Source organism: Cupriavidus sp. FW305-26 (genome assembly GCF_058787975.1).
The window spans coordinates 1-17167 of sequence record NZ_JBYTAH010000039.1; the positions used below are offsets into that span (position 1 = coordinate 1).

At 64.1% G+C, this 17167-nt stretch carries 16 protein-coding genes and 2 pseudogenes; 14 read left to right on the forward strand and 4 right to left on the reverse strand.

Annotated features, from left to right (window positions below; translation table 11 throughout):
* The first annotated feature begins 78 nt into the window (after positions 1-78).
* The 3 genes from AC3WQZ_RS20475 (at position 79) to AC3WQZ_RS20485 (ending at position 2882) form a co-directional block, all read left to right on the forward strand.
* Positions 79-453 (forward strand): hypothetical protein, encoded by a 375-nt coding sequence (locus AC3WQZ_RS20475; RefSeq protein ID WP_454750468.1) that lies wholly within the window; start codon positions 79-81, stop codon positions 451-453.
* 98 nt (positions 454-551) lie between these two features.
* Entirely contained in the window at positions 552-1613 is a 1062-nt protein-coding gene (locus AC3WQZ_RS20480) for an AAA family ATPase (protein ID WP_454750467.1), read from the forward strand.
* 807 nt (positions 1614-2420) lie between these two features.
* Entirely contained in the window at positions 2421-2882 is a 462-nt protein-coding gene (locus AC3WQZ_RS20485) for a hypothetical protein (protein ID WP_492301162.1), read from the forward strand.
* Between the two features lie 346 nt (positions 2883-3228).
* Here the strand turns inward: AC3WQZ_RS20485 and AC3WQZ_RS20490 are convergent.
* The 4 genes and pseudogenes from AC3WQZ_RS20490 to AC3WQZ_RS20505 all read right to left on the reverse strand — a co-directional run.
* Positions 3229-3420: pseudogene (locus AC3WQZ_RS20490) on the reverse strand (tyrosine-type recombinase/integrase); the annotation flags it as partial.
* Positions 3421-3529: 109 nt separating this feature from the next.
* On the reverse strand, positions 3530-4768 hold the full coding sequence (locus tag AC3WQZ_RS20495; RefSeq protein ID WP_454750466.1) for an adenylate/guanylate cyclase domain-containing protein: 1239 nt from the start codon (positions 4766-4768) through the stop codon (positions 3530-3532).
* 354 nt (positions 4769-5122) lie between these two features.
* A complete protein-coding gene (locus AC3WQZ_RS20500; RefSeq protein ID WP_454750465.1) occupies positions 5123-5854 on the reverse strand; it encodes a GntR family transcriptional regulator in 732 nt (243 codons plus the stop codon).
* 4 nt (positions 5855-5858) lie between these two features.
* Positions 5859-7549, reverse strand: a pseudogene (locus tag AC3WQZ_RS20505) (sigma 54-interacting transcriptional regulator).
* Positions 7550-7881: 332 nt separating this feature from the next.
* Between AC3WQZ_RS20505 and AC3WQZ_RS20510 the strand changes: the two are divergent.
* Genes AC3WQZ_RS20510 through AC3WQZ_RS20560 form a run of 11 tightly spaced genes read left to right on the forward strand, consistent with a single transcriptional unit; the run spans position 7882 to position 17129 of the window.
* Positions 7882-8127: a phenol hydroxylase subunit gene (locus tag AC3WQZ_RS20510; protein WP_454750464.1), complete on the forward strand. Its 246-nt coding sequence runs from the start codon at positions 7882-7884 to the stop codon at positions 8125-8127.
* Positions 8124-9119, forward strand: coding sequence for an aromatic/alkene monooxygenase hydroxylase subunit beta (locus AC3WQZ_RS20515; protein WP_454750463.1), 996 nt, complete (start codon positions 8124-8126; stop codon positions 9117-9119). Before AC3WQZ_RS20510 ends, AC3WQZ_RS20515 begins: the two co-directional genes overlap by 4 nt.
* Before the next feature lie 32 nt (positions 9120-9151).
* Positions 9152-9421, forward strand: a complete 270-nt coding sequence (locus AC3WQZ_RS20520) for an MmoB/DmpM family protein (protein ID WP_042877601.1) — start codon at positions 9152-9154, stop codon at positions 9419-9421.
* A gap of 47 nt (positions 9422-9468) precedes the next feature.
* The gene (locus AC3WQZ_RS20525) at positions 9469-11016 is read left to right on the forward strand and encodes an aromatic/alkene/methane monooxygenase hydroxylase/oxygenase subunit alpha (protein WP_454750462.1); all 1548 of its coding nucleotides are present in this window, start codon (positions 9469-9471) and stop codon (positions 11014-11016) included.
* Positions 11017-11032: 16 nt separating this feature from the next.
* Positions 11033-11389, forward strand: coding sequence for a phenol hydroxylase subunit P4 (locus AC3WQZ_RS20530; protein ID WP_454750461.1), 357 nt, complete (start codon positions 11033-11035; stop codon positions 11387-11389).
* A 38-nt stretch (positions 11390-11427) separates the two neighbouring features.
* On the forward strand, positions 11428-12486 hold the full coding sequence (locus tag AC3WQZ_RS20535) for an NADH:ubiquinone reductase (Na(+)-transporting) subunit F (protein WP_454750460.1): 1059 nt from the start codon (positions 11428-11430) through the stop codon (positions 12484-12486).
* A gap of 1 nt (position 12487) precedes the next feature.
* Complete coding sequence (locus AC3WQZ_RS20540; RefSeq protein WP_454750459.1) at positions 12488-12823, forward strand: 2Fe-2S iron-sulfur cluster-binding protein; 336 nt, start codon at positions 12488-12490, stop codon at positions 12821-12823.
* Positions 12824-12856: 33 nt separating this feature from the next.
* Positions 12857-13801 carry a catechol 2,3-dioxygenase gene (locus AC3WQZ_RS20545; RefSeq protein WP_454750458.1) on the forward strand — a complete coding sequence of 315 codons (945 nt, stop codon included), beginning with the start codon at positions 12857-12859 and terminating at the stop codon, positions 13799-13801.
* Positions 13802-13842: 41 nt separating this feature from the next.
* Entirely contained in the window at positions 13843-15354 is a 1512-nt protein-coding gene (locus AC3WQZ_RS20550) for a 2-hydroxymuconic semialdehyde dehydrogenase (RefSeq protein ID WP_454750457.1), read from the forward strand.
* A 22-nt stretch (positions 15355-15376) separates the two neighbouring features.
* Positions 15377-16159, forward strand: coding sequence for a 2-oxopent-4-enoate hydratase (gene dmpE / locus AC3WQZ_RS20555; protein ID WP_454750456.1), 783 nt, complete (start codon positions 15377-15379; stop codon positions 16157-16159).
* Between the two features lie 46 nt (positions 16160-16205).
* Complete coding sequence (locus AC3WQZ_RS20560) at positions 16206-17129, forward strand: acetaldehyde dehydrogenase (acetylating) (protein ID WP_454750455.1); 924 nt, start codon at positions 16206-16208, stop codon at positions 17127-17129.
* The last annotated feature ends 38 nt before the right edge of the window (positions 17130-17167 follow it).

Here is a 17167-nt window from a genome sequence, read left to right on the forward strand (position 1 = left end):
CGACCGGTTCAGCAGAAACTCGCCGCTTGACGTCGCCGACCATCAAGCTGCCCGTACACCACTCTTGACGTTATCTCCGTGCGAACGCTATGGGCCTGCACCGAAGATGGATACATACTGGACGACCTGTTTGCTAGCGGTCTGTGGCGCAACGAGCCGCATTCATTGCGGCTGCGCCAGCAAATCTTCAAGGCCAAGCGGGCGCGCGAGTTCGACTTCGGCCCGGGCGACAATCCGATTGAGGCCTTTCTCGCGCTCAGACGCAAACAGGCTGGCAAGCGTCGGCGCGCGGCCAGCGACATCGCGCAGGTGAAGCGCGAGCGCCAGACAGCAAAGCCCCCTCCCTCCGATCCCGCAAGTGAAACCGTGACACCCGTACAGCCGCTTTCGCCACTGGCCAAGGGTCCAGTTAAAGGCAAGGCATTGCGCATTGCGCGGGGGTACTCCCGCTAGTGGTAGGGGCGCGCTCACGCCAACGGGCGCTGGCCGGGCCCGACCATTGCCGGCTGTGAAGGGCGAAGAGGAACCGATCTCGCCGGCAAGGAGCAGACATGAACGAGAAGACCACCACGGCCCCAAAAGGCGCACCGCGTGCGTCACGTGTCAGCGCGACCCGAGTCCGCGCAGCCAGCCGCGCGCCTAATGCAACGGCCGTGAATCCGGCAGACCTGACAGTGCACAATCACCCGCTCGCTCGCCGTCACTACCGCGTGGCGACCGCAGCTATTGAAGGCTTTGTCGACCTCGTGGATCACTGCGTGCGCGTATTGATCCCGGGCGCGCTGATCTACGCCCGTCCTCGCATGGGCAAGACTCATGCAATTGATTATTTGGCATTGCACCTTGCCAGGAATCGCGGTGACATTCTCGTGCTGAGGATGTCTTGCGAATATCATCGCAGCGACTATGAGGGCGCCTTCTTCAGTGCATTGTTGAGCGCCGCTGGTGTCAGGGATCCACAGCGCAGGACCGTTGCCGACAAGCGCTTCGCTTTGATGCGTCGACTTAACGAGCAGTTGCAAATGCGCTCGGGTCACATTGTGGTGCTCTTTTGCGACGAAGCGCAGCGGCTGTCCAAGCATGCGCTGGAGTGGCTGCGCGACGTCCATGATCAGCTTGCCCATCACGGCGTGCGGCTCATCACCTTTCTGGTAGGGCAGCCGCAGCTGATGGAGCAGAGGGCGCAATATCAGCTCTCCGGTGACGAGCAAATCGTCGCTCGCTTCATGATTGAGCAAATGCACTTCCGAGGCATTACCGGCGCCGTCGAAGCAGCAACCTGCCTGGCTAGTTACGATCTGACTCGCTATCCAGAGGACACCGGGAGCTCCTTCACTGCCTTCTTCTATCCCGACGCGTACGCCGCCGGCTTAAGACTGGAGCAATCGGCTGCGGCGCTGTGGAATGGCTTCGTGAACGCCCACGCGGTCGCGCAACTGGCTGGACCGGTAGATTTGCCGATGGATTATTTTACTCGTGCCGTCGAATCGGTGTTACTGAACGGTCCCCAGTGGGACAGTGCAGGGTTGGTGCTAGATTCTGCTCATTGGGAGCGAGCAGTGCGGGAGTCCGGGTACGTCGCCGCGCAACAGACCGTACGACCGGAGGTATAGGCCATGGTCTTGCCGATCCTTGTGCCGGAGATGACCGAGCCCGCCCCAGCGAACGTGCGGATACCGCGCTCGTCCACTGATTCCGCCAACCCGGTTCCTCCGCCCAGTAAATCGCCTCGGGTGCGTAAGACCGCAGACTTGAACATGGCGGTGAAGATTGCAACGGAGCGCGAGCGAGCGATTGTGAGGGTCTTGCGTCCGCTTGGAAAGGCCCCCCTCTCGCGTAAGCAAGCTGAAAGGGCTGGCGCATTGCTTGGGATCCATTGGTCTACAGTTTATCGCTTGCGCCGGCGCTTCCTCGCGAATCCTGTTGCGAGCGCGTTGATACCTCATGACCGAGGTCCCAAGGTAGGAAATCCGCGTCTAGCAGCGACGGTCGAGAAAATTGTGAGTGAGGTGCTTACCGATTGGCTGCCGCGACAGCCTCGTTTCGCTTACCCGCTGTTCGAACTAGTCGTCGAAATACGGAAGCGATGCGCTGGGGCAAGTGTTAAACCACCAAGCAGATCTACCATTTCGCGACGCTGGGCCACCCATCGGAAACGGAGGCTGCGAGCAGTGCTAGAGACCGGATACGTTGCCGCACAACAGACAGTACGACTGGAGGTATAGACCATGGTCTTGCCGATCCTTGTGCTGGAGCCGCTCGAGCTCATTCCGACGTACGTCCGAATACCGCGAAGACGGCGCGCGGCAGCTTCTATGTCGCTGCCAACGAATGGGCGCGACGAACTCGTCTACCACTGGCGTCAACTCCTGGGCCTCCCAGCGGCAATCGCAAATAGCGGGCGCCGTCCATCGCATGCCTTGAGCGCCCAAACCTCCGAGGTGATGGCCGGCGGCGACTCGCGTGAGCTGCTGCACGACAGCGAGCATTTGACGAGATTATTGCTGCGCCGGGCATGGGCAAACGTGCCGCGCCGCCAACGGCGGATGATTCGTCGCGCTGTTCTATCTTTCGATCCGGAGAAGCCTGCTATCAAGGTGGCTGCCGCGCAGATCAACGCTGCGGCGTGGCTGCTCGCGGCGATGCATTGGAACGGCTGTCGGCATCCCAACGCCCTCTGGTGCAAGCCTCTGCATCCACTGACCGGCGTCGTGCGTTGGCTCAGCGGCTTTGACGTTGTCGAACAGCATGAGCATTCGCGCGAGATCTTGACGAAGCTGGCGGAAAGGGTGGGGTGGGTCGAAGGGCAAAGCCGCCAGCTTGTCGCAGTGATGAAGGCCAAACGACGAGTTGTCGCATTACTGCCTGAATTGCTGGAGTGAAGGCTTTCCCAGGCGGCGCAATCGATACTTTCGTCAGAGGTTGCAACTTTACTACCCAAACGGAGCATCTTTATTACACTTCACGCATACTGCTTCGAATGCCTGGTGCTGAATCCCGTGGACGTTTATTCCCCGCGCTGGAAGCGGGATTGGCTAGATCCGTACACGGCTGTCTGCCGAGTCTCTGGCCATAGTCTGAATACGCTCCCGGTATCGACGTTACGCCTCTGCAGCAACCTCACTGCGGTGCTCCATGCGGATGGCAAGCGTCAGCGCAAGGGTGGAAAAAAGCGTTCAGATTGCCACATTGGCGGAAATTGTGACTGCCATTGGCGGAAATAATGATCTGCAACATCAGGTGCAGCGCGCCGCGTGACAGGCCCGGGTCACGATTCCCGCGCCCCGCGCGTTGCGCGCGTCCGATCACCGGCAGCACCAGCGGCGGGGCCTCGCCGGGCTGCGGCGTCGGGGGCAGGTCGTGGGCGCGGCGGTAGCGCGCCAGTTCGGCGATCAGCTCGTCGGTGGCCGGCACCAGCCGTTCGTGTCTTCGCCTTCAACGCCTTCCTGCATCGGCAGCATCGGCTTGGCTAACGAACTGTCGCGCAAAAGCCCATAGCAACAGCTTTCCTTTTGTTCTGCGGCAAACGCTATGCGAATACTGCATCGTTTCGGCCTGTCAGGAACCAAGTGTGTAGCCTGCCTATGCCCTTTGCCTCGATTGAGCCGCGCTCTTCGAACTGGAACGACTCGCCCAGCAGGCGCCTGGTGGCATCGGTGACCTGCACCCGTCCGGCCACGCCGTGGGATTCCATCCGGCTCGCGGTGTTGACGGCCGCACCCCACAAGTCATAGATGAACTTGCGCTTGCCGATGACGCCGGCGACCACCGCCCCACTGTTGATCCCAATGCGCATTTGCAGCTGGAAGCCGGTGCGGCGGTTGAAACGCATGATCGCGTCGCTCATGTCTAACGCCATATGCGCTGCCCGCACAGCGTGATCAGGCGTCGGCTCCGGCAGCCCCGCGGCTGCCATGTAGGCATCGCCGATAGTCTTGATCTTCTCGAGGCCGCGATCTTCGGCAATGGTGTCGAATTCGGTGAAGATCTCATTGAGAATGGCAACCAGCTGCTCGGGACTCATGCCTGTTGAAAACCGTGTGAAGGCCACGATGTCAGCGAACAGGACCGTCACTTCTGGAAAGCTGTCGGCGATAAGCTCCGGAACGCCTGTCGCCATGAGATCTGGACGCGCTTTCAGCCGTTTAGCGATCGGGTAGGGCAGGAGATTGAGCAGCAGCCGCTCCGACAATTTCTGTTCGACCAGAATCCTGTCATAGAGGCTCTGGAGCTCGTCGCGCTGGCGGCGGATCAATTCCCAGCTTGCCTGCAGTTCTTCGTTCTTCCGCGCTAATGCGGCCTCGGCGCGCTTCTTCTCCGTAATATTGCGGCCTTCCGGGAGCAGGAATACGACGTTCCCGTGAGAATCCCTGATCGGCAGGAGGGAGAAGTCGACAATGATCTTCTCCTCGCCCTCGGCTTGGCCGTAGTTTTCGAAGTCGCAACGGACAAATTCGCCCTGGCTTGCACGCTGAATCAGTTCCCGCAGCAGCGCCTGGGTCTCCGGCGAGACCACCCACCAGCGGGCCTCCCAGAACGGCTTTCCCCTGATGTCGTCCATCCGAATGCCAATCGCCTCGAGCGCGGCACGGTTGATCTCGAGCATCGTCCCGTGCACATCCAGCAGGCCCACGAACTGGTACATCGCGTCCAGCATGATGCGCGCGAGCTTATCGCGCTGGGCCTGGAAATCGTCGCTCGCGCGAAGTGTGACATCGCGCACCCGGAGTTGCCGGGCATCAGGGAACAAGAGGCTAATGGAAGCCATGCTTCACCTCCTGGTGTCTCGTCGCAGCGCCACAGGGGCCGTCTGTGACAGCTATGCGGGCACAGCTCGCGTCCCATTGCGGGCTTCCCGCCCAAGGTTGGCCCATTCCATTAGACGGCCATGACCCCTTGAACCATAGCTTGTCGCCGCCAAACCGGGCCAAACCGGTTTCTTTGCATACGCCTCGTGCTGCCATTGGGTGATCGCCAAATCCGCTCACAGCGACCCCTATATCCGCTAACAACCACATTGGTCCAACCATAATTCGTAGGCGATTTCTGCCGTGTTGACGTATGCCCCTGTTTGGGACGTATGTTCTCAAATTCCGCATGGCTAGTTGGCTCCCATTGCCCTTCAAAACGGTAAGGTTCCCGCCGGTGCATTCCGCACCATCATCAACGTCGTACTGAGATGGTCCTCCAGGGCCAGTGCCGCGCGCGCATCGGCTCGCTGCAGCGCCGCATCGAAAATGCACTGGTGTTCCACATGCACATCGCGCGGCGGCGTCTCCAACCCGATGCACACACGCCGGTAACGTTCCCCCTGCTGTGACAGCATGCGCAGCACCAGATAGGTCCACGGTGACGCAGCCGCCGAAATCAGCGCTTCGTGGAAGCGCCGGTTGCAAGTCTCCCAGGCAGCGCGATTGGCCATAGACACCGGCTGCTCCCAAGTGGACAGCGCCTCATAGCTCGCTCTGACGCGCTGCTCCCACGCGGCATCGCCGCAGCGTACGGATTCGCGCAGCGCATCGACCTCGATATGGATGCGCAGCCGCGTGATCGCTTCCAGGTCGGCCACGGACATAGGCGTGACGCGGAAGCCCCGTTGCCCCTCGGCGATCACCAAGGCGTCGCTGACCAGCCGCGTCAGCGCTTCACGCAGCGTGCCCGCGCCCACGCCGTAGACATCCTTCAGTCGCTCGACGCGCAGCTTGGTGCCCGGTGGATAGTGGCCTTCGATGATGTGCTGCCGCAACTGGTAATAGGCATGCTCGCTGAGCGTGCGCGCTTGCGGACCGTCGGGCTCATCTGGCGGAGCGGGGGCGGGAGCGTTGAGAGCAGGAGGAGGCAGAACGGTAGTCATCTCGCTAGCCCTCCATGTCTTGCTTGCGGTTGAGACGATAGCTGAGCCGCGCGCGGGATAGTCCGAGCAGTCTTGCGGCGGCGGAAAGGTTGCCGTTGGCACGCTCTACCGCTTCATGCAGCAGCGCGCGCTCCAGCCCCTCGATCCCCTCACTGCACCCCTTCAGCTGGTCGAGTAGGGCCTGGCAATCGATCCCCTTGGCGGTCGGCTGGTGGATCTGCCCAGCATGGTCGACGGTTGCGCCCGCCGGCATGCTCAGGCCGGGGAACAGGTCCGTGGCATCGACGGCGCGATTGGGCCGTGCGAGGATGACCGCCCGTTCGATCAGGTTCTCCAGTTCGCGCACGTTGCCCGGCCATTGATACCGGCGCAGCGACTCGCAGGCGTAGTCGGTCAGCGTCGGCACCGGCTTGCCGTGGATCGAAGCAAACCGCTCCAGCATGGTCTGCGCCAGCGGTTCGATGTCCTCGGCACGCTCGCGCAGCGGAGGGATCAAAACCGGGTAGACATTGAGCCGGTAGAAGAGATCGGCGCGGAAGCGGCCTTCTTTGACAGCCTGCGCGAGGTCGCGGTTGGTCGCGGCGATCAGGCGCACGTCGACCTTACGGCTTTGCGTGGCGCCGAGCCGCTCAACTTCACCTTCCTGCAGCACACGCAGCAGCTTGGCCTGGACATCGAGCGGCAACTCGCCGATCTCGTCGAGGAACAAAGTACCGCCGTCGGCGCGCTCAAAACGGCCCGGGCGCGTGGCCTGCAAGCCAGTGAAGGCGCCTTTCTCCGCGCCGAACAGTTCGGACTCGATCAGCGCATGCGGGATGGCGGGGCGCAGTTGATGGCGACGAAAGGCCGCTCGGCGCGCGGGCTCAGGCTATGGAGGGCGCGCGCAAAGCGTTCCTTGCCGACACCGGTCTCGCCGGTCAGTAGCACGGTGACGCGGGTGGGGGCCGCGGCCTCCAGCAAGGTGTAGGCGTGGCGAAAGGCGTTGGACCGGCCCACCAGCCGGGTGCGGTCAGCGTCGGGGGCAATTTCCAGGCGCAGCGATTCGACCTCGGTCTGCAGGTCGCGGATGGTGCTGAGCAGCGAACTGGCGTTGAACCACGACGCCATTTCTTCTCCATCCGGCCATTCTTCCACGGGCTTGCCCACGATCATGCAGTGCTCGTCATGCATGCCGGCACACATGGTCTCCTTGAACAGGATGGTGCGGCCCATGAAGGCGCTGGTGTATCCGGTGGCGTAGCCGATCAGCATCCAGCACACCGGCTCCGCCTGAGGGCCGAACGTGCGCTTGTGCACCTCGGCCTCCCAGGAGTGTTCCCAGCGGTATTCGCCGTAGAACTTGCCAGTAGCGGGATCCGCCTCGAAACAGATCGGCGTGACCTGCACCGAGCCCTCCAGCATGTGCAGCTGCGGGCCCACATTGAACATGTCCTGCAGTGATCCGTTTCTGCGAATAACGCGGGCCAGCGCGGCGTCACGCTCGCCCGAGGCAAAGCCCACGCGCGTGAAAAGCCGCCGGGTCTGGGCCGGGCCCACACTCTCCATCAGTTCCTGCCGCAGCGTGCCGAGGGCGGCAGCGTGGACCAGCACCATCCGCTGGCCGGCGAGCCAGATGCGGCCATCGGCGGCAGAAAAGTGGATCGATCGCCGCAGATCGGCGTCGGTGGGCAGCGGGGGCAGGCGAGGCTGCGTCATGTCGTCTCCATCGAGATTTTCTATGTTTCTGCGGATTGTGGTGGATGCGTCGCGGTAACGCCGCAGCGCTCGCCGGCTTCACCATTTCATCAAAACGGCCTTTCCGCACTTGATCAAAAGATAAAAAACCGGGCGGGATCAACGATTTGAAGCGTCCGCATAAGAGCGGTACCAGATCCGGGAGCGTGCTGGTTAACCAGCATTTTGCAGGCGCGCAGCCAACTTTGACTCAGTACTTTCCCTGAATTATCGAGATTTCTGGTCATGGGCTGGCACCGCTGGCACGCCCCCTGCAATGAAAGGGGTACGGAGGCGACATCGACCCATCGACCATGACCCTGCAGACCCCAGCCAACCAACCATTCGATCCCTGCCGCAAGTTCGTCCGGGTCACCGGCCTCAATCCACGCGGATTCGTCGAATTCGAGTTCGCGGTCGGCGGGCCGGAGATGTTCGTCGAACTGACCTTGCCCATTGACGCATTCGACGCGTTCTGCACCACGCAGAACGTCGTCCGGCTGGATGACTCCGGCAGCGACTTCCACCGCGACCCCACGACCCTCAGGAGCAACCCGTGACAATCGAGCTGAAAACCGTCGACATCAAGCCGCTACGGCAGACCTACGCGCACGTGGCGCGGCACATTGGCGGCGACAAGACGGCCTCGCGCTACCAGGAAGGCATGATGGGCGCGCAGCCGGAGACCAACTTCCACTACCGCCCGACCTGGGACCCGGCGCACCAGATCTTCGATGCCTCGCGCTCGGCGATCCACATGGCGAGCTGGTATGTGCTGAAGGACCCGCGCCAGTACTACTACGCCTCCTGGGCCACGGCCCGCGCGCGCCAGCAGGACACGATGGAATCGAACTTCGAGTTCGTCGAGTCGCGCCGGATGATCGACCGCATGCCGGCGGACGTGGCGAAGCACGCGCTCGACGTGCTGGTGCCGCTGCGCCATGCCGCATGGGGCGCGAACATGAACAACGCGCAGGTCTGCGCGCTGGGCTACGGCACCGCCTTCACCGCGGCGGCGATGTTCCACGCGATGGACAACCTCGGCGTCGCGCAATACCTGACGCGCCTGGCGCTGGCCGTGGCCGGCCCGGAGGTGCTCGACGCGGGCCGGCACGCCTGGCTCGAACATCCGGCGTGGCAGCCGCTGCGCCACTACGTCGAGGACACCTTCGTCGTCGACGACCCCGTCGAGCTGTTCATCGCCCAGAACCTGGCGCTCGACGGCCTGCTTTACCCGCTGGTCTACGACAGGTTCGTCGACGAACGGATCGCGCTGGGCGGTGGCTCCGCGATCGCGATGCTGACGGCCTTCATGCCCGAGTGGCACGACGAGTCGAAGCGCTGGGTCGATGCCGTGGTGAAGACCATGGCGGCCGAGTCGGAAGAGAACAAGGCGCTGCTGGCGCGCTGGACCCGCGACTGGGCCGGGCGCGCGTTCGCCGCGCTGCAGCCGGTGGCCGAGCTGGCCTTCCCGACCCATGCGCCCGAAGTGCTCGCCGCGGTGCGCGAGCAGTTCCATGCCCGGATCTCGAAACTCGGCATCGTGCTTTGATCGCTCCCCTCACTCGCTCACAAGGAAATCCCATGTCCAACGTATTCATCGCATTCCAGGCCAACGAGGAGTCCCGTCCGGTGGTCGAGGCCATCCTCGCCGACAACCCGGACGCGGTGCTGGTCGAGTCCCCCGGGATGGTCAAGATCGACGCGCCCGGCCACCTGACCATCCGCCGCCAGACCATCGAGGAACTGACCGGCACGCGCTTCGACCTGCAGCAGATCCAGGTCAACCTGATCACGCTGTCCGGCCATATCGAAGAAGACGACGACGCCTTCACGCTGAGCTGGAAACACTGAACGCCCTGCGCCGCCGCAGTTGCCCACATAAAGAAGGAGACACGAACATGGACACCCCGACGCTGAAGAAGAAGCTCGGCCTGAAGGAACGCTACGCCGCCATGACCCGCGGCCTGGGCTGGGACACCACCTACCAGCCGATGGACAAGGTCTTCCCCTACGACCGCTACGAGGGCATCAAGATCCACGACTGGGACAAGTGGGTCGACCCGTTCCGCCTGACGATGGACGCATACTGGAAGTACCAGGGCGAGAAGGAGAAGAAGCTCTACGCGGTGATCGACGCCTTCACGCAGAACAATGCCTTCCTCGGCGTGACCGATGCGCGCTACATCAATGCGCTCAAGCTGTTCGTGCAGGGCGTGACGCCGCTGGAATACCTGGCCCACCGCGGCTTTGCACACGTCGGCCGCCACTTCACCGGCGAGGGCGCGCGCATTGCTTGCCAGATGCAATCGATCGACGAACTGCGCCACTACCAGACCGAGACCCACGCGCTCTCCACTTACAACAAGTTTTTTAACGGCTTGCACCACTCCAACCACTGGTTCGACCGGGTCTGGTACCTGTCGGTGCCGAAATCGTTCTTCGAGGATGCCTATTCGGCAGGACCATTCGAGTTTCTGACGGCGGTCAGCTTCTCCTTCGAGTATGTGCTGACCAACCTGCTGTTCGTGCCGTTCATGTCGGGCGCGGCCTACAACGGCGATATGTCGACGGTCACCTTCGGCTTTTCGGCCCAATCCGACGAGTCTCGCCACATGACGCTGGGCATCGAGTGCATTAAGTTCCTGCTGGAACAGGATCCCGACAACGTGCCCATCGTGCAGCGCTGGATCGACAAGTGGTTCTGGCGCGGCTACCGGCTGCTGACGCTGGTGGCGATGATGATGGACTACATGCAGCCCAAGCGCGTGATGAGCTGGCGCGAGTCGTGGGAGATGTATGCCGAGCAGAACGGCGGCGCGCTGTTCAAGGACCTGGCCCGCTACGGCATCCGCGAGCCCAAAGGCTGGCAGGACGCCTGCGAAGGCAAGGACCACATCAGCCACCAGGCCTGGGCGATCTTCTACGGCTTCAACACGGCCGCGCCGTTCCATACCTGGGTGCCGCAGCAGGACGAGATGGCGTGGCTGTCCGCCAAGTATCCGGACACGTTCGATCAGCACTACCGTCCGCGCCTGGAGCACTGGGACGAACAGGCCAAGTCAGGCAACCGGTTCTACATCAAGACGCTGCCGATGCTGTGCCAGACCTGCCAGATCCCGATGCTGTTCACCGAGCCGGGCGATCCCACCAAACTCTGCGCGCGCGAATCGAACTACTTCGGCAACAAGTTCCACTTCTGCAGCGACCACTGCAAGGAGATCTTCGACCACGAGCCGGAGAAATACGTGCAAGCGTGGCTGCCGGTGCACCAGATCTACCAGGGCAACTGCTTCAAGCCGGGCGTGGATCCGAGCGCCGAAGGCTTCGATCCGCTGGCTGCCGTACTCGACTACTACGAGGTGGAGCCCCGCGACACGATGGACTTCGAAGGCTCGGAAGACCAGAAGAACTTTGCGGCATGGCGCGGCCAGGCCACCAGCAACTGACCGGCAGGAGACAGCCATGACCGTCAAAGCGCTCAAGCCCTACGACTTCCCGCTGATGGACACGGTGGAGAAGTTCCCCGCGCCCTTGCTGTACGTGAACTGGGAAAACCACCTGATGTTCCCGGCGCCGTTCTGCCTGCCGCTGCCGCCTGACACCCCCTTCAGCGCGCTCGCCGAACAGATCCTGCCGCCCGTCTACGGCTATCACCCGGACTTCGCCCGCATCGAATGGGATCGCGTGCAGTGGTTCCGCTCCGGCCAACCGTGGACGCCGGACACGTCGAAGAGCCTCGGCGAGAACGGGCTGGGGCACAAGGACCTGATCAGTTTCCGCACGCTGGGGCTGGACGGCATCGGCGGGGCATCGATCTGAGCGCCGGCCGGTGCTGCAGCAATGACAAGGTATTCATCATGAGCCACCAACTTACCATCGAGCCGCTCGGCGCGACGATCGAGGTCGAGGAAGGGCAGACCATCCTCGATGCGGCGCTGCGCCAGGGCATCTATATCCCGCATGCGTGTTGCCACGGCCTGTGCGGGACCTGTAAGGTCTCGGTCCTCGACGGCGAGGCCGACCTGGGCGAGGCCAACCCGTTCGCGCTGATGGATTTCGAGCGCGAGGAAGGCAAGGCGCTCGCCTGCTGCGCGACGCTGCAGGCCGACACCACCATCGAGGCCGATGTCGACGAGGACCCGGATGGCGAGATCATCCCGGTGCGGGATTTCGAGGCCGAGGTCACGCGCATCGACCAGCTCACCCCGACCATCAAGTCGATCCGCGTGCGGCTCTCGGAGCCGATGCGTTTCCAGGCGGGCCAGTACGTCCAGCTCGAGATCCCGGGTCTGGGCCAGAGCCGCGCCTTCTCGATCGCCAACGCGCCGGCGGACGTTGCCGCAACCGGCGAGATCGAGCTGAACGTGCGGCAGGTGCCGGGCGGTCTCGGCACCGGTTACCTGCACGAGCAGCTCGCTGCCGGCGACCGCGTGCGCTTGTCCGGGCCTTATGGCCGCTTCTTCGTACGCCGCTCGGCCGGGCTGCCGATGATTTTCATGGCGGGCGGCTCGGGGCTGTCGAGCCCGCGCTCCATGATCTGCGACCTGCTGGAGGGCGGCGTCACCGCGCCGATCACGCTGGTCTACGGCCAGCGCAACGCGAAGGAGCTGTACTACCACGACGAGTTCCGCGCGCTGAGCGAGCGCTATCCCAACTTCACCTACGTGCCGGCGCTGTCGGAGGGGGCGGGGGACGGCGAGGTCGCGCAGGGCTTCGTCCACGACGTCGCCAAGGTGCACTTCGACAACGACTTCTCGGGCCACCAGGCTTACCTGTGCGGACCGCCCGCGATGATCGACGCCTGCATCACGGCGCTGATGCAGGGCCGGCTGTTCGAGCGCGACATCTACCACGAGAAGTTCATTTCGGCGGCGGATGCGCAGCAGACCCGCAGCCCGCTGTTCCGCAAGGTGTGACGTGGACACGTGCATCAAGGCCACGGTGCGGGTCGCGCAGACGAGTGAGTCCTTCTCGTGCACCGCCGGCGAATCGCTGCTCGCCGGCATGGCAAAGCTGGGCCGGCGCGGCATTCCGGTTGGCTGCCTGAACGGCGGCTGCGGGGTCTGCAAGGTGCGGGTGCTGTGCGGCGACGTGCGCAAGCTGGGCCCGGTCAGCCGCGCGCATGTCAGCGCTGACGAAGAGGGGCTGGGCTACACGCTGGCCTGCCGCGTGGCGCCGCAGGGCGACGTCGAGCTGGAGGTGGCCGGGAAGATGCAGAAGCCGTTCCTCTGCTGCGCCCAGGCCAGGAAGTAAAGGCAGCAAGAAAACATCAACAGGAGACACATCATGGGTGTGATGCGGATAGGCCATGCCAACCTGAAGGTCATGGACATGGAAGCGGCCCTGCGCCACTACGTGCGGGTGCTGGGCATGAAAGAGGTGATGCGCGACGCGGACGGCAACGTCTACCTCAAGTGCTGGGACGAGTGGGACAAGTACTCGCTGATCCTGACCCCGTCCGATGAGGCCGGGCTTAGGCACGTCGCCTACAAGGTCGAGCACGATGCCGACCTGGACACGCTGCGCGCGCGCATCGTCGCCTACGGCATCTCCACCGAGATGCTGCCGGCAGGCGCTTTGCCCGCCGTCGGCCGCCAGTTGCTGTTCGCCTTGCCGAGCGGGCACGAGATGCGGCTCTATGCGCAGAAGGAACAGGTCGGCACCGACGTCGGCTCGCTTAACCCGGATCCCTGGCCGGACGACAAGCAGGGATCAGGCGTCCACTGGCTTGACCACTGCCTGCTGATGTGCGAGCTGAACCCGGAGATCGGCGTCAACCGCGTGGCGGAGAACGTCCGCTTCATGAAGGAATGCCTGGACTTCCATCTCGGCGAGCAGGTCATGGTCGGCCCGGACCACTCGATCCAGGCGGCAGCCTTCATGTTCCGCAGCTCCACGCCGCACGACATCGCCTTTGTCGGTGGCCCCAGCAACGGCCTGCACCACATCGCCTTCTTCCTCGACGACTGGGCCGACGTGCTCAGGTCCGCCGACGTGATGGCCAAGAACAAGGTCAAGATCGACGTCGCGCCGACGCGCCACGGCATCACGCGCGGCACCACCATCTACTTCTTCGACCCGAGCGGCAACCGCAATGAGACTTTTGCCGGGCTTGGCTACCTGGCCCAGCCTGACCGCCCGGTCACGACGTGGACCGAGGACGAGATCGGGCGGGCGATCTTCTTCCACTCGGGGGAGCTGAACGAGGCCTTTACCACGGTCTACACTTGATCGCGCAACGTTTTTCCAATCAGAAAATCGTGGAGACCAACATGTACGACACACAACCAATCGCTGCCAGTAGCGGCCAGTCCGCTACCCAGCCCGCCGTGCGGCAGATCCTCAACTTCATCGACGGCAAGTACCGGGGCACCGGCAACTGGTTCGACAAGCGCTCGCCACTCGACAACCGGCTGATCGCCCGCGTCGCCGAGGCCGGCTGCGCCGAAGTCGACGCCGCCGTGCAGGCCGCGCGGGCGGCGTTGTCCGGCCCGTGGGGCGGCCTGACGGTCGCGCAGCGTGTCGAGATCCTCTATGCCGTGGCCGACGGCATCGAGCGTCGCTTCGACGATTTCCTGGAAGCGGAAGTCGCCGACACCGGCAAGCCGGTCAGCCTCGCCCGGCATATCGATATCCCGCGCGGCGCGGCCAACTTCAAGGTGTTCGCCGACGTCGTCAAGAACGTGCCCGGCGAAAGCTTCGAGATGCCGACGCAGGATGGCGCGGGCGCGATCAACTACGCGATCCGCCGCCCGGTCGGCGTGGTCGGCGTGATCTGCCCGTGGAACCTGCCGCTGCTGCTGATGACGTGGAAGGTCGGGCCGGCGCTGGCGTGCGGCAACACCGTCGTGGTCAAGCCGTCCGAGGAGACGCCGCAGACGGCGGCGCTGCTGGGCGAGGTAATGAATGCCGCCGGCGTGCCGCGCGGCGTCTACAACGTCGTCCATGGCTTCGGCCCGCAGTCGGCGGGTGAATTCCTGACTACCAGTCCCGGCGTCAATGCCATCACCTTTACCGGCGAAACCCGCACCGGCGCTGCCATCATGAAAGCCGCCGCCGACGGTGCGCGGCCGGTCAGCCTGGAGATGGGGGGCAAGAACGCCGCCATCGTCTTCGCCGACTGCGATTTCGACGCTGCGGTGGAAGGCACGCTGCGCTCGTGCTTCGCCAACGCCGGACAGGTGTGCCTGGGCACCGAGCGCGTCTACGTCGAGCGCCCGCTGTTCGACCGCTTCGTCGCCGCGCTCAAAGAAGGTGCCGAGCGCCTGCGCCCGGGGCGGCCCGAAGCGGAAGACACCGGCATGGGCCCGCTGATCAGCCAGGAGCATCGCAACAAGGTGCTGTCCTACTACCACAAGGCCGCCGAGCTGGGCGCGACGGTCGTCACCGGCGGCGGCGTGCCGGACATGCCGGGCGAACTGCGCGAAGGCGCCTGGGTCCAGCCGACCATCTGGACCGGGCTGGGCGACGACTCGCCCATCGCCCGCGAGGAAATCTTCGGCCCCTGCGCACTGGTGATGCCGTTCGACACCGAGGCCGAGGTCATCGGCCGCGCCAACGCCAACGAGTACGGTCTTGCCACCGCGATCTGGACCACCAACCTGGCGCGCGCCCATCGTGTCGCCGGTGCCATCGAGGTCGGCATCGCCTGGGTCAACTCGTGGTTCCTGCGTGACCTGCGCACCGCGTTCGGCGGCGCCAAGCAGTCTGGCATCGGGCGCGAGGGCGGCGTGCATTCGCTCGAGTTCTACACGGAGCTGCGCAACGTCTGCATCAAGCTCTGATTCACTTCATCGGAAATTGGAAATGAACTCTACCCTGATTCAAGCGCTGGGCGATCGGCTCTACGACGCCATGGCTACGCGCCAGACGGTCGCGCCGCTGACCTCGCAGTTCGAGAACCTGTCGGTCGACGACGCCTACCGCATCCAACAGCGCTTCGTGCAGCGCCGCCTCGACGCGGGCGAGACCGTCATCGGCAAGAAGATCGGCGTCACCTCCAAGGCCGTGATGGACATGCTCGGCGTCTACCAGCCCGACTTTGGCTACCTGCTGTCCGGCATGGTCTACGGGGAAGGCGAATGCATCCCGCTGGACACGCTGATCCAGCCCAAGGCCGAGGGCGAGATCGCATTCATCCTCAAACGTGACCTGATCGGCCCCGGCGTCACTAACGCCATGGTGCTGGCCGCCACGGAATGCGTGATGCCGTGCTTCGAGATTGTCGATTCGCGCATCCGCGACTGGAAGATCAAGATCGGCGACACCGTCGCGGACAACGCCTCGTGCGGCGTCTTCGTGCTCGGCGACAAGGCGGTCAGTGCGCGCAATGTCGACCTCGCCACGTGCGGCATGGTCTTCGAGAAGAACGGCGAGGTGATCGGCACCGGCGCCGGCGCGGCCGCGCTGGGCTCGCCGGTGAACGCAGTGGCATGGCTGGCCAACACGCTCGGCCGGCTCGGTATCCCGCTGAAGGCGGGCGAGGCGATCCTGTCGGGCGCGCTGGCGGCGATGGCGCCGGTCGCGGCGGGCGACAGCTTCCGCGTCTCGATCGGCGGGATCGGTGCGTGCTCGGTGCGCTTCGCCTGAAGCGCCGGCGGGTTCATTGACAGACAAAAGACACAAGGACATTCCCATGACCAAGAAGATCCGTTGCGCGCTGATCGGTCCCGGCAATATCGGCACCGACCTGCTCGCCAAGCTGATGCGCAGCCCCGTGCTAGAACCCGTCTGGATGGTCGGCATCGACCCGGAATCCGACGGCCTGAAGCGGGCTCGCGAGCTCGGCCTGAAGGCCACCGCCGACGGCGTGGATGGCCTGGTGCCGCACGTCATCGCCGACAACGTGCAGATCGCCTTCGACGCGACCAGCGCCTACGCCCATGCCGAGAACAGCCGCAAGCTGAACGCCCTGAGCGTGATGATGATCGACCTGACGCCGGCCGCCATCGGGCCGTATTGCGTGCCGCCGGTGAACCTGAAGGAACACCTCGGCTCGCGCGAGATGAACGTCAACCTGGTCACCTGCGGCGGCCAGGCAACGATCCCGATGGTCCACGCGATCTCGCGCGTGCAGCCGGTGGCGTACGGGGAGATCGTGGCGACGGTGTCGTCGCGCTCGGTCGGCCCCGGCACGCGCAAGAACATCGACGAGTTCACGCGCACCACGGCAGCGGCGGTGAAGGCGGTGGGCGGCGCGAAGGAGGGCAAGGCCATCATCGTGATCAACCCGGCCGAGCCGCCGCTGATCATGCGCGACACGGTGCACTGCCTGACCGAAGACGAACCCGACCAGCAGCGCATCGTCACTTCCGTGAATGCGATGATCGCCGACGTGCAGCGCTACGTGCCCGGCTACAAGCTGGTTAACGGGCCGGTGTTCGACGGCAAGCGCGTGTCGATCTACCTGGAGGTGGAAGGGCTGGGCGATTACCTGCCGCGCTATGCGGGGAACCTGGACATCATGACGGCCGCCGCCGCGCGCACCGCCGAGATGTTCGCCGAGGAACTGCTGGCGGGCCGCATTGCGCTGGCCCCGGCAGAGGGAACCCCCGCCTGATTGGCCAGAGCGCCTTACTCCAACGATCGCACCAACAA

Coding starts and splice junctions, on each gene's coding strand:
- AC3WQZ_RS20480 (WP_454750467.1), top strand. CDS start 552: ATGAACGAGAAGACCACCACGGCCCCAAAAGGCGCACCGCGTGCGTCA.
- AC3WQZ_RS20495 (WP_454750466.1), bottom strand. CDS start 4,768: ATGGCTTCCATTAGCCTCTTGTTCCCTGATGCCCGGCAACTCCGGGTG.
- AC3WQZ_RS20500 (WP_454750465.1), bottom strand. CDS start 5,854: ATGACTACCGTTCTGCCTCCTCCTGCTCTCAACGCTCCCGCCCCCGCT.
- AC3WQZ_RS20510 (WP_454750464.1), top strand. CDS start 7,882: ATGACCCTGCAGACCCCAGCCAACCAACCATTCGATCCCTGCCGCAAG.
- AC3WQZ_RS20520 (WP_042877601.1), top strand. CDS start 9,152: ATGTCCAACGTATTCATCGCATTCCAGGCCAACGAGGAGTCCCGTCCG.
- AC3WQZ_RS20525 (WP_454750462.1), top strand. CDS start 9,469: ATGGACACCCCGACGCTGAAGAAGAAGCTCGGCCTGAAGGAACGCTAC.
- AC3WQZ_RS20530 (WP_454750461.1), top strand. CDS start 11,033: ATGACCGTCAAAGCGCTCAAGCCCTACGACTTCCCGCTGATGGACACG.
- AC3WQZ_RS20535 (WP_454750460.1), top strand. CDS start 11,428: ATGAGCCACCAACTTACCATCGAGCCGCTCGGCGCGACGATCGAGGTC.
- AC3WQZ_RS20545 (WP_454750458.1), top strand. CDS start 12,857: ATGGGTGTGATGCGGATAGGCCATGCCAACCTGAAGGTCATGGACATG.
- AC3WQZ_RS20550 (WP_454750457.1), top strand. CDS start 13,843: ATGTACGACACACAACCAATCGCTGCCAGTAGCGGCCAGTCCGCTACC.
- dmpE (WP_454750456.1), top strand. CDS start 15,377: ATGAACTCTACCCTGATTCAAGCGCTGGGCGATCGGCTCTACGACGCC.
- AC3WQZ_RS20560 (WP_454750455.1), top strand. CDS start 16,206: ATGACCAAGAAGATCCGTTGCGCGCTGATCGGTCCCGGCAATATCGGC.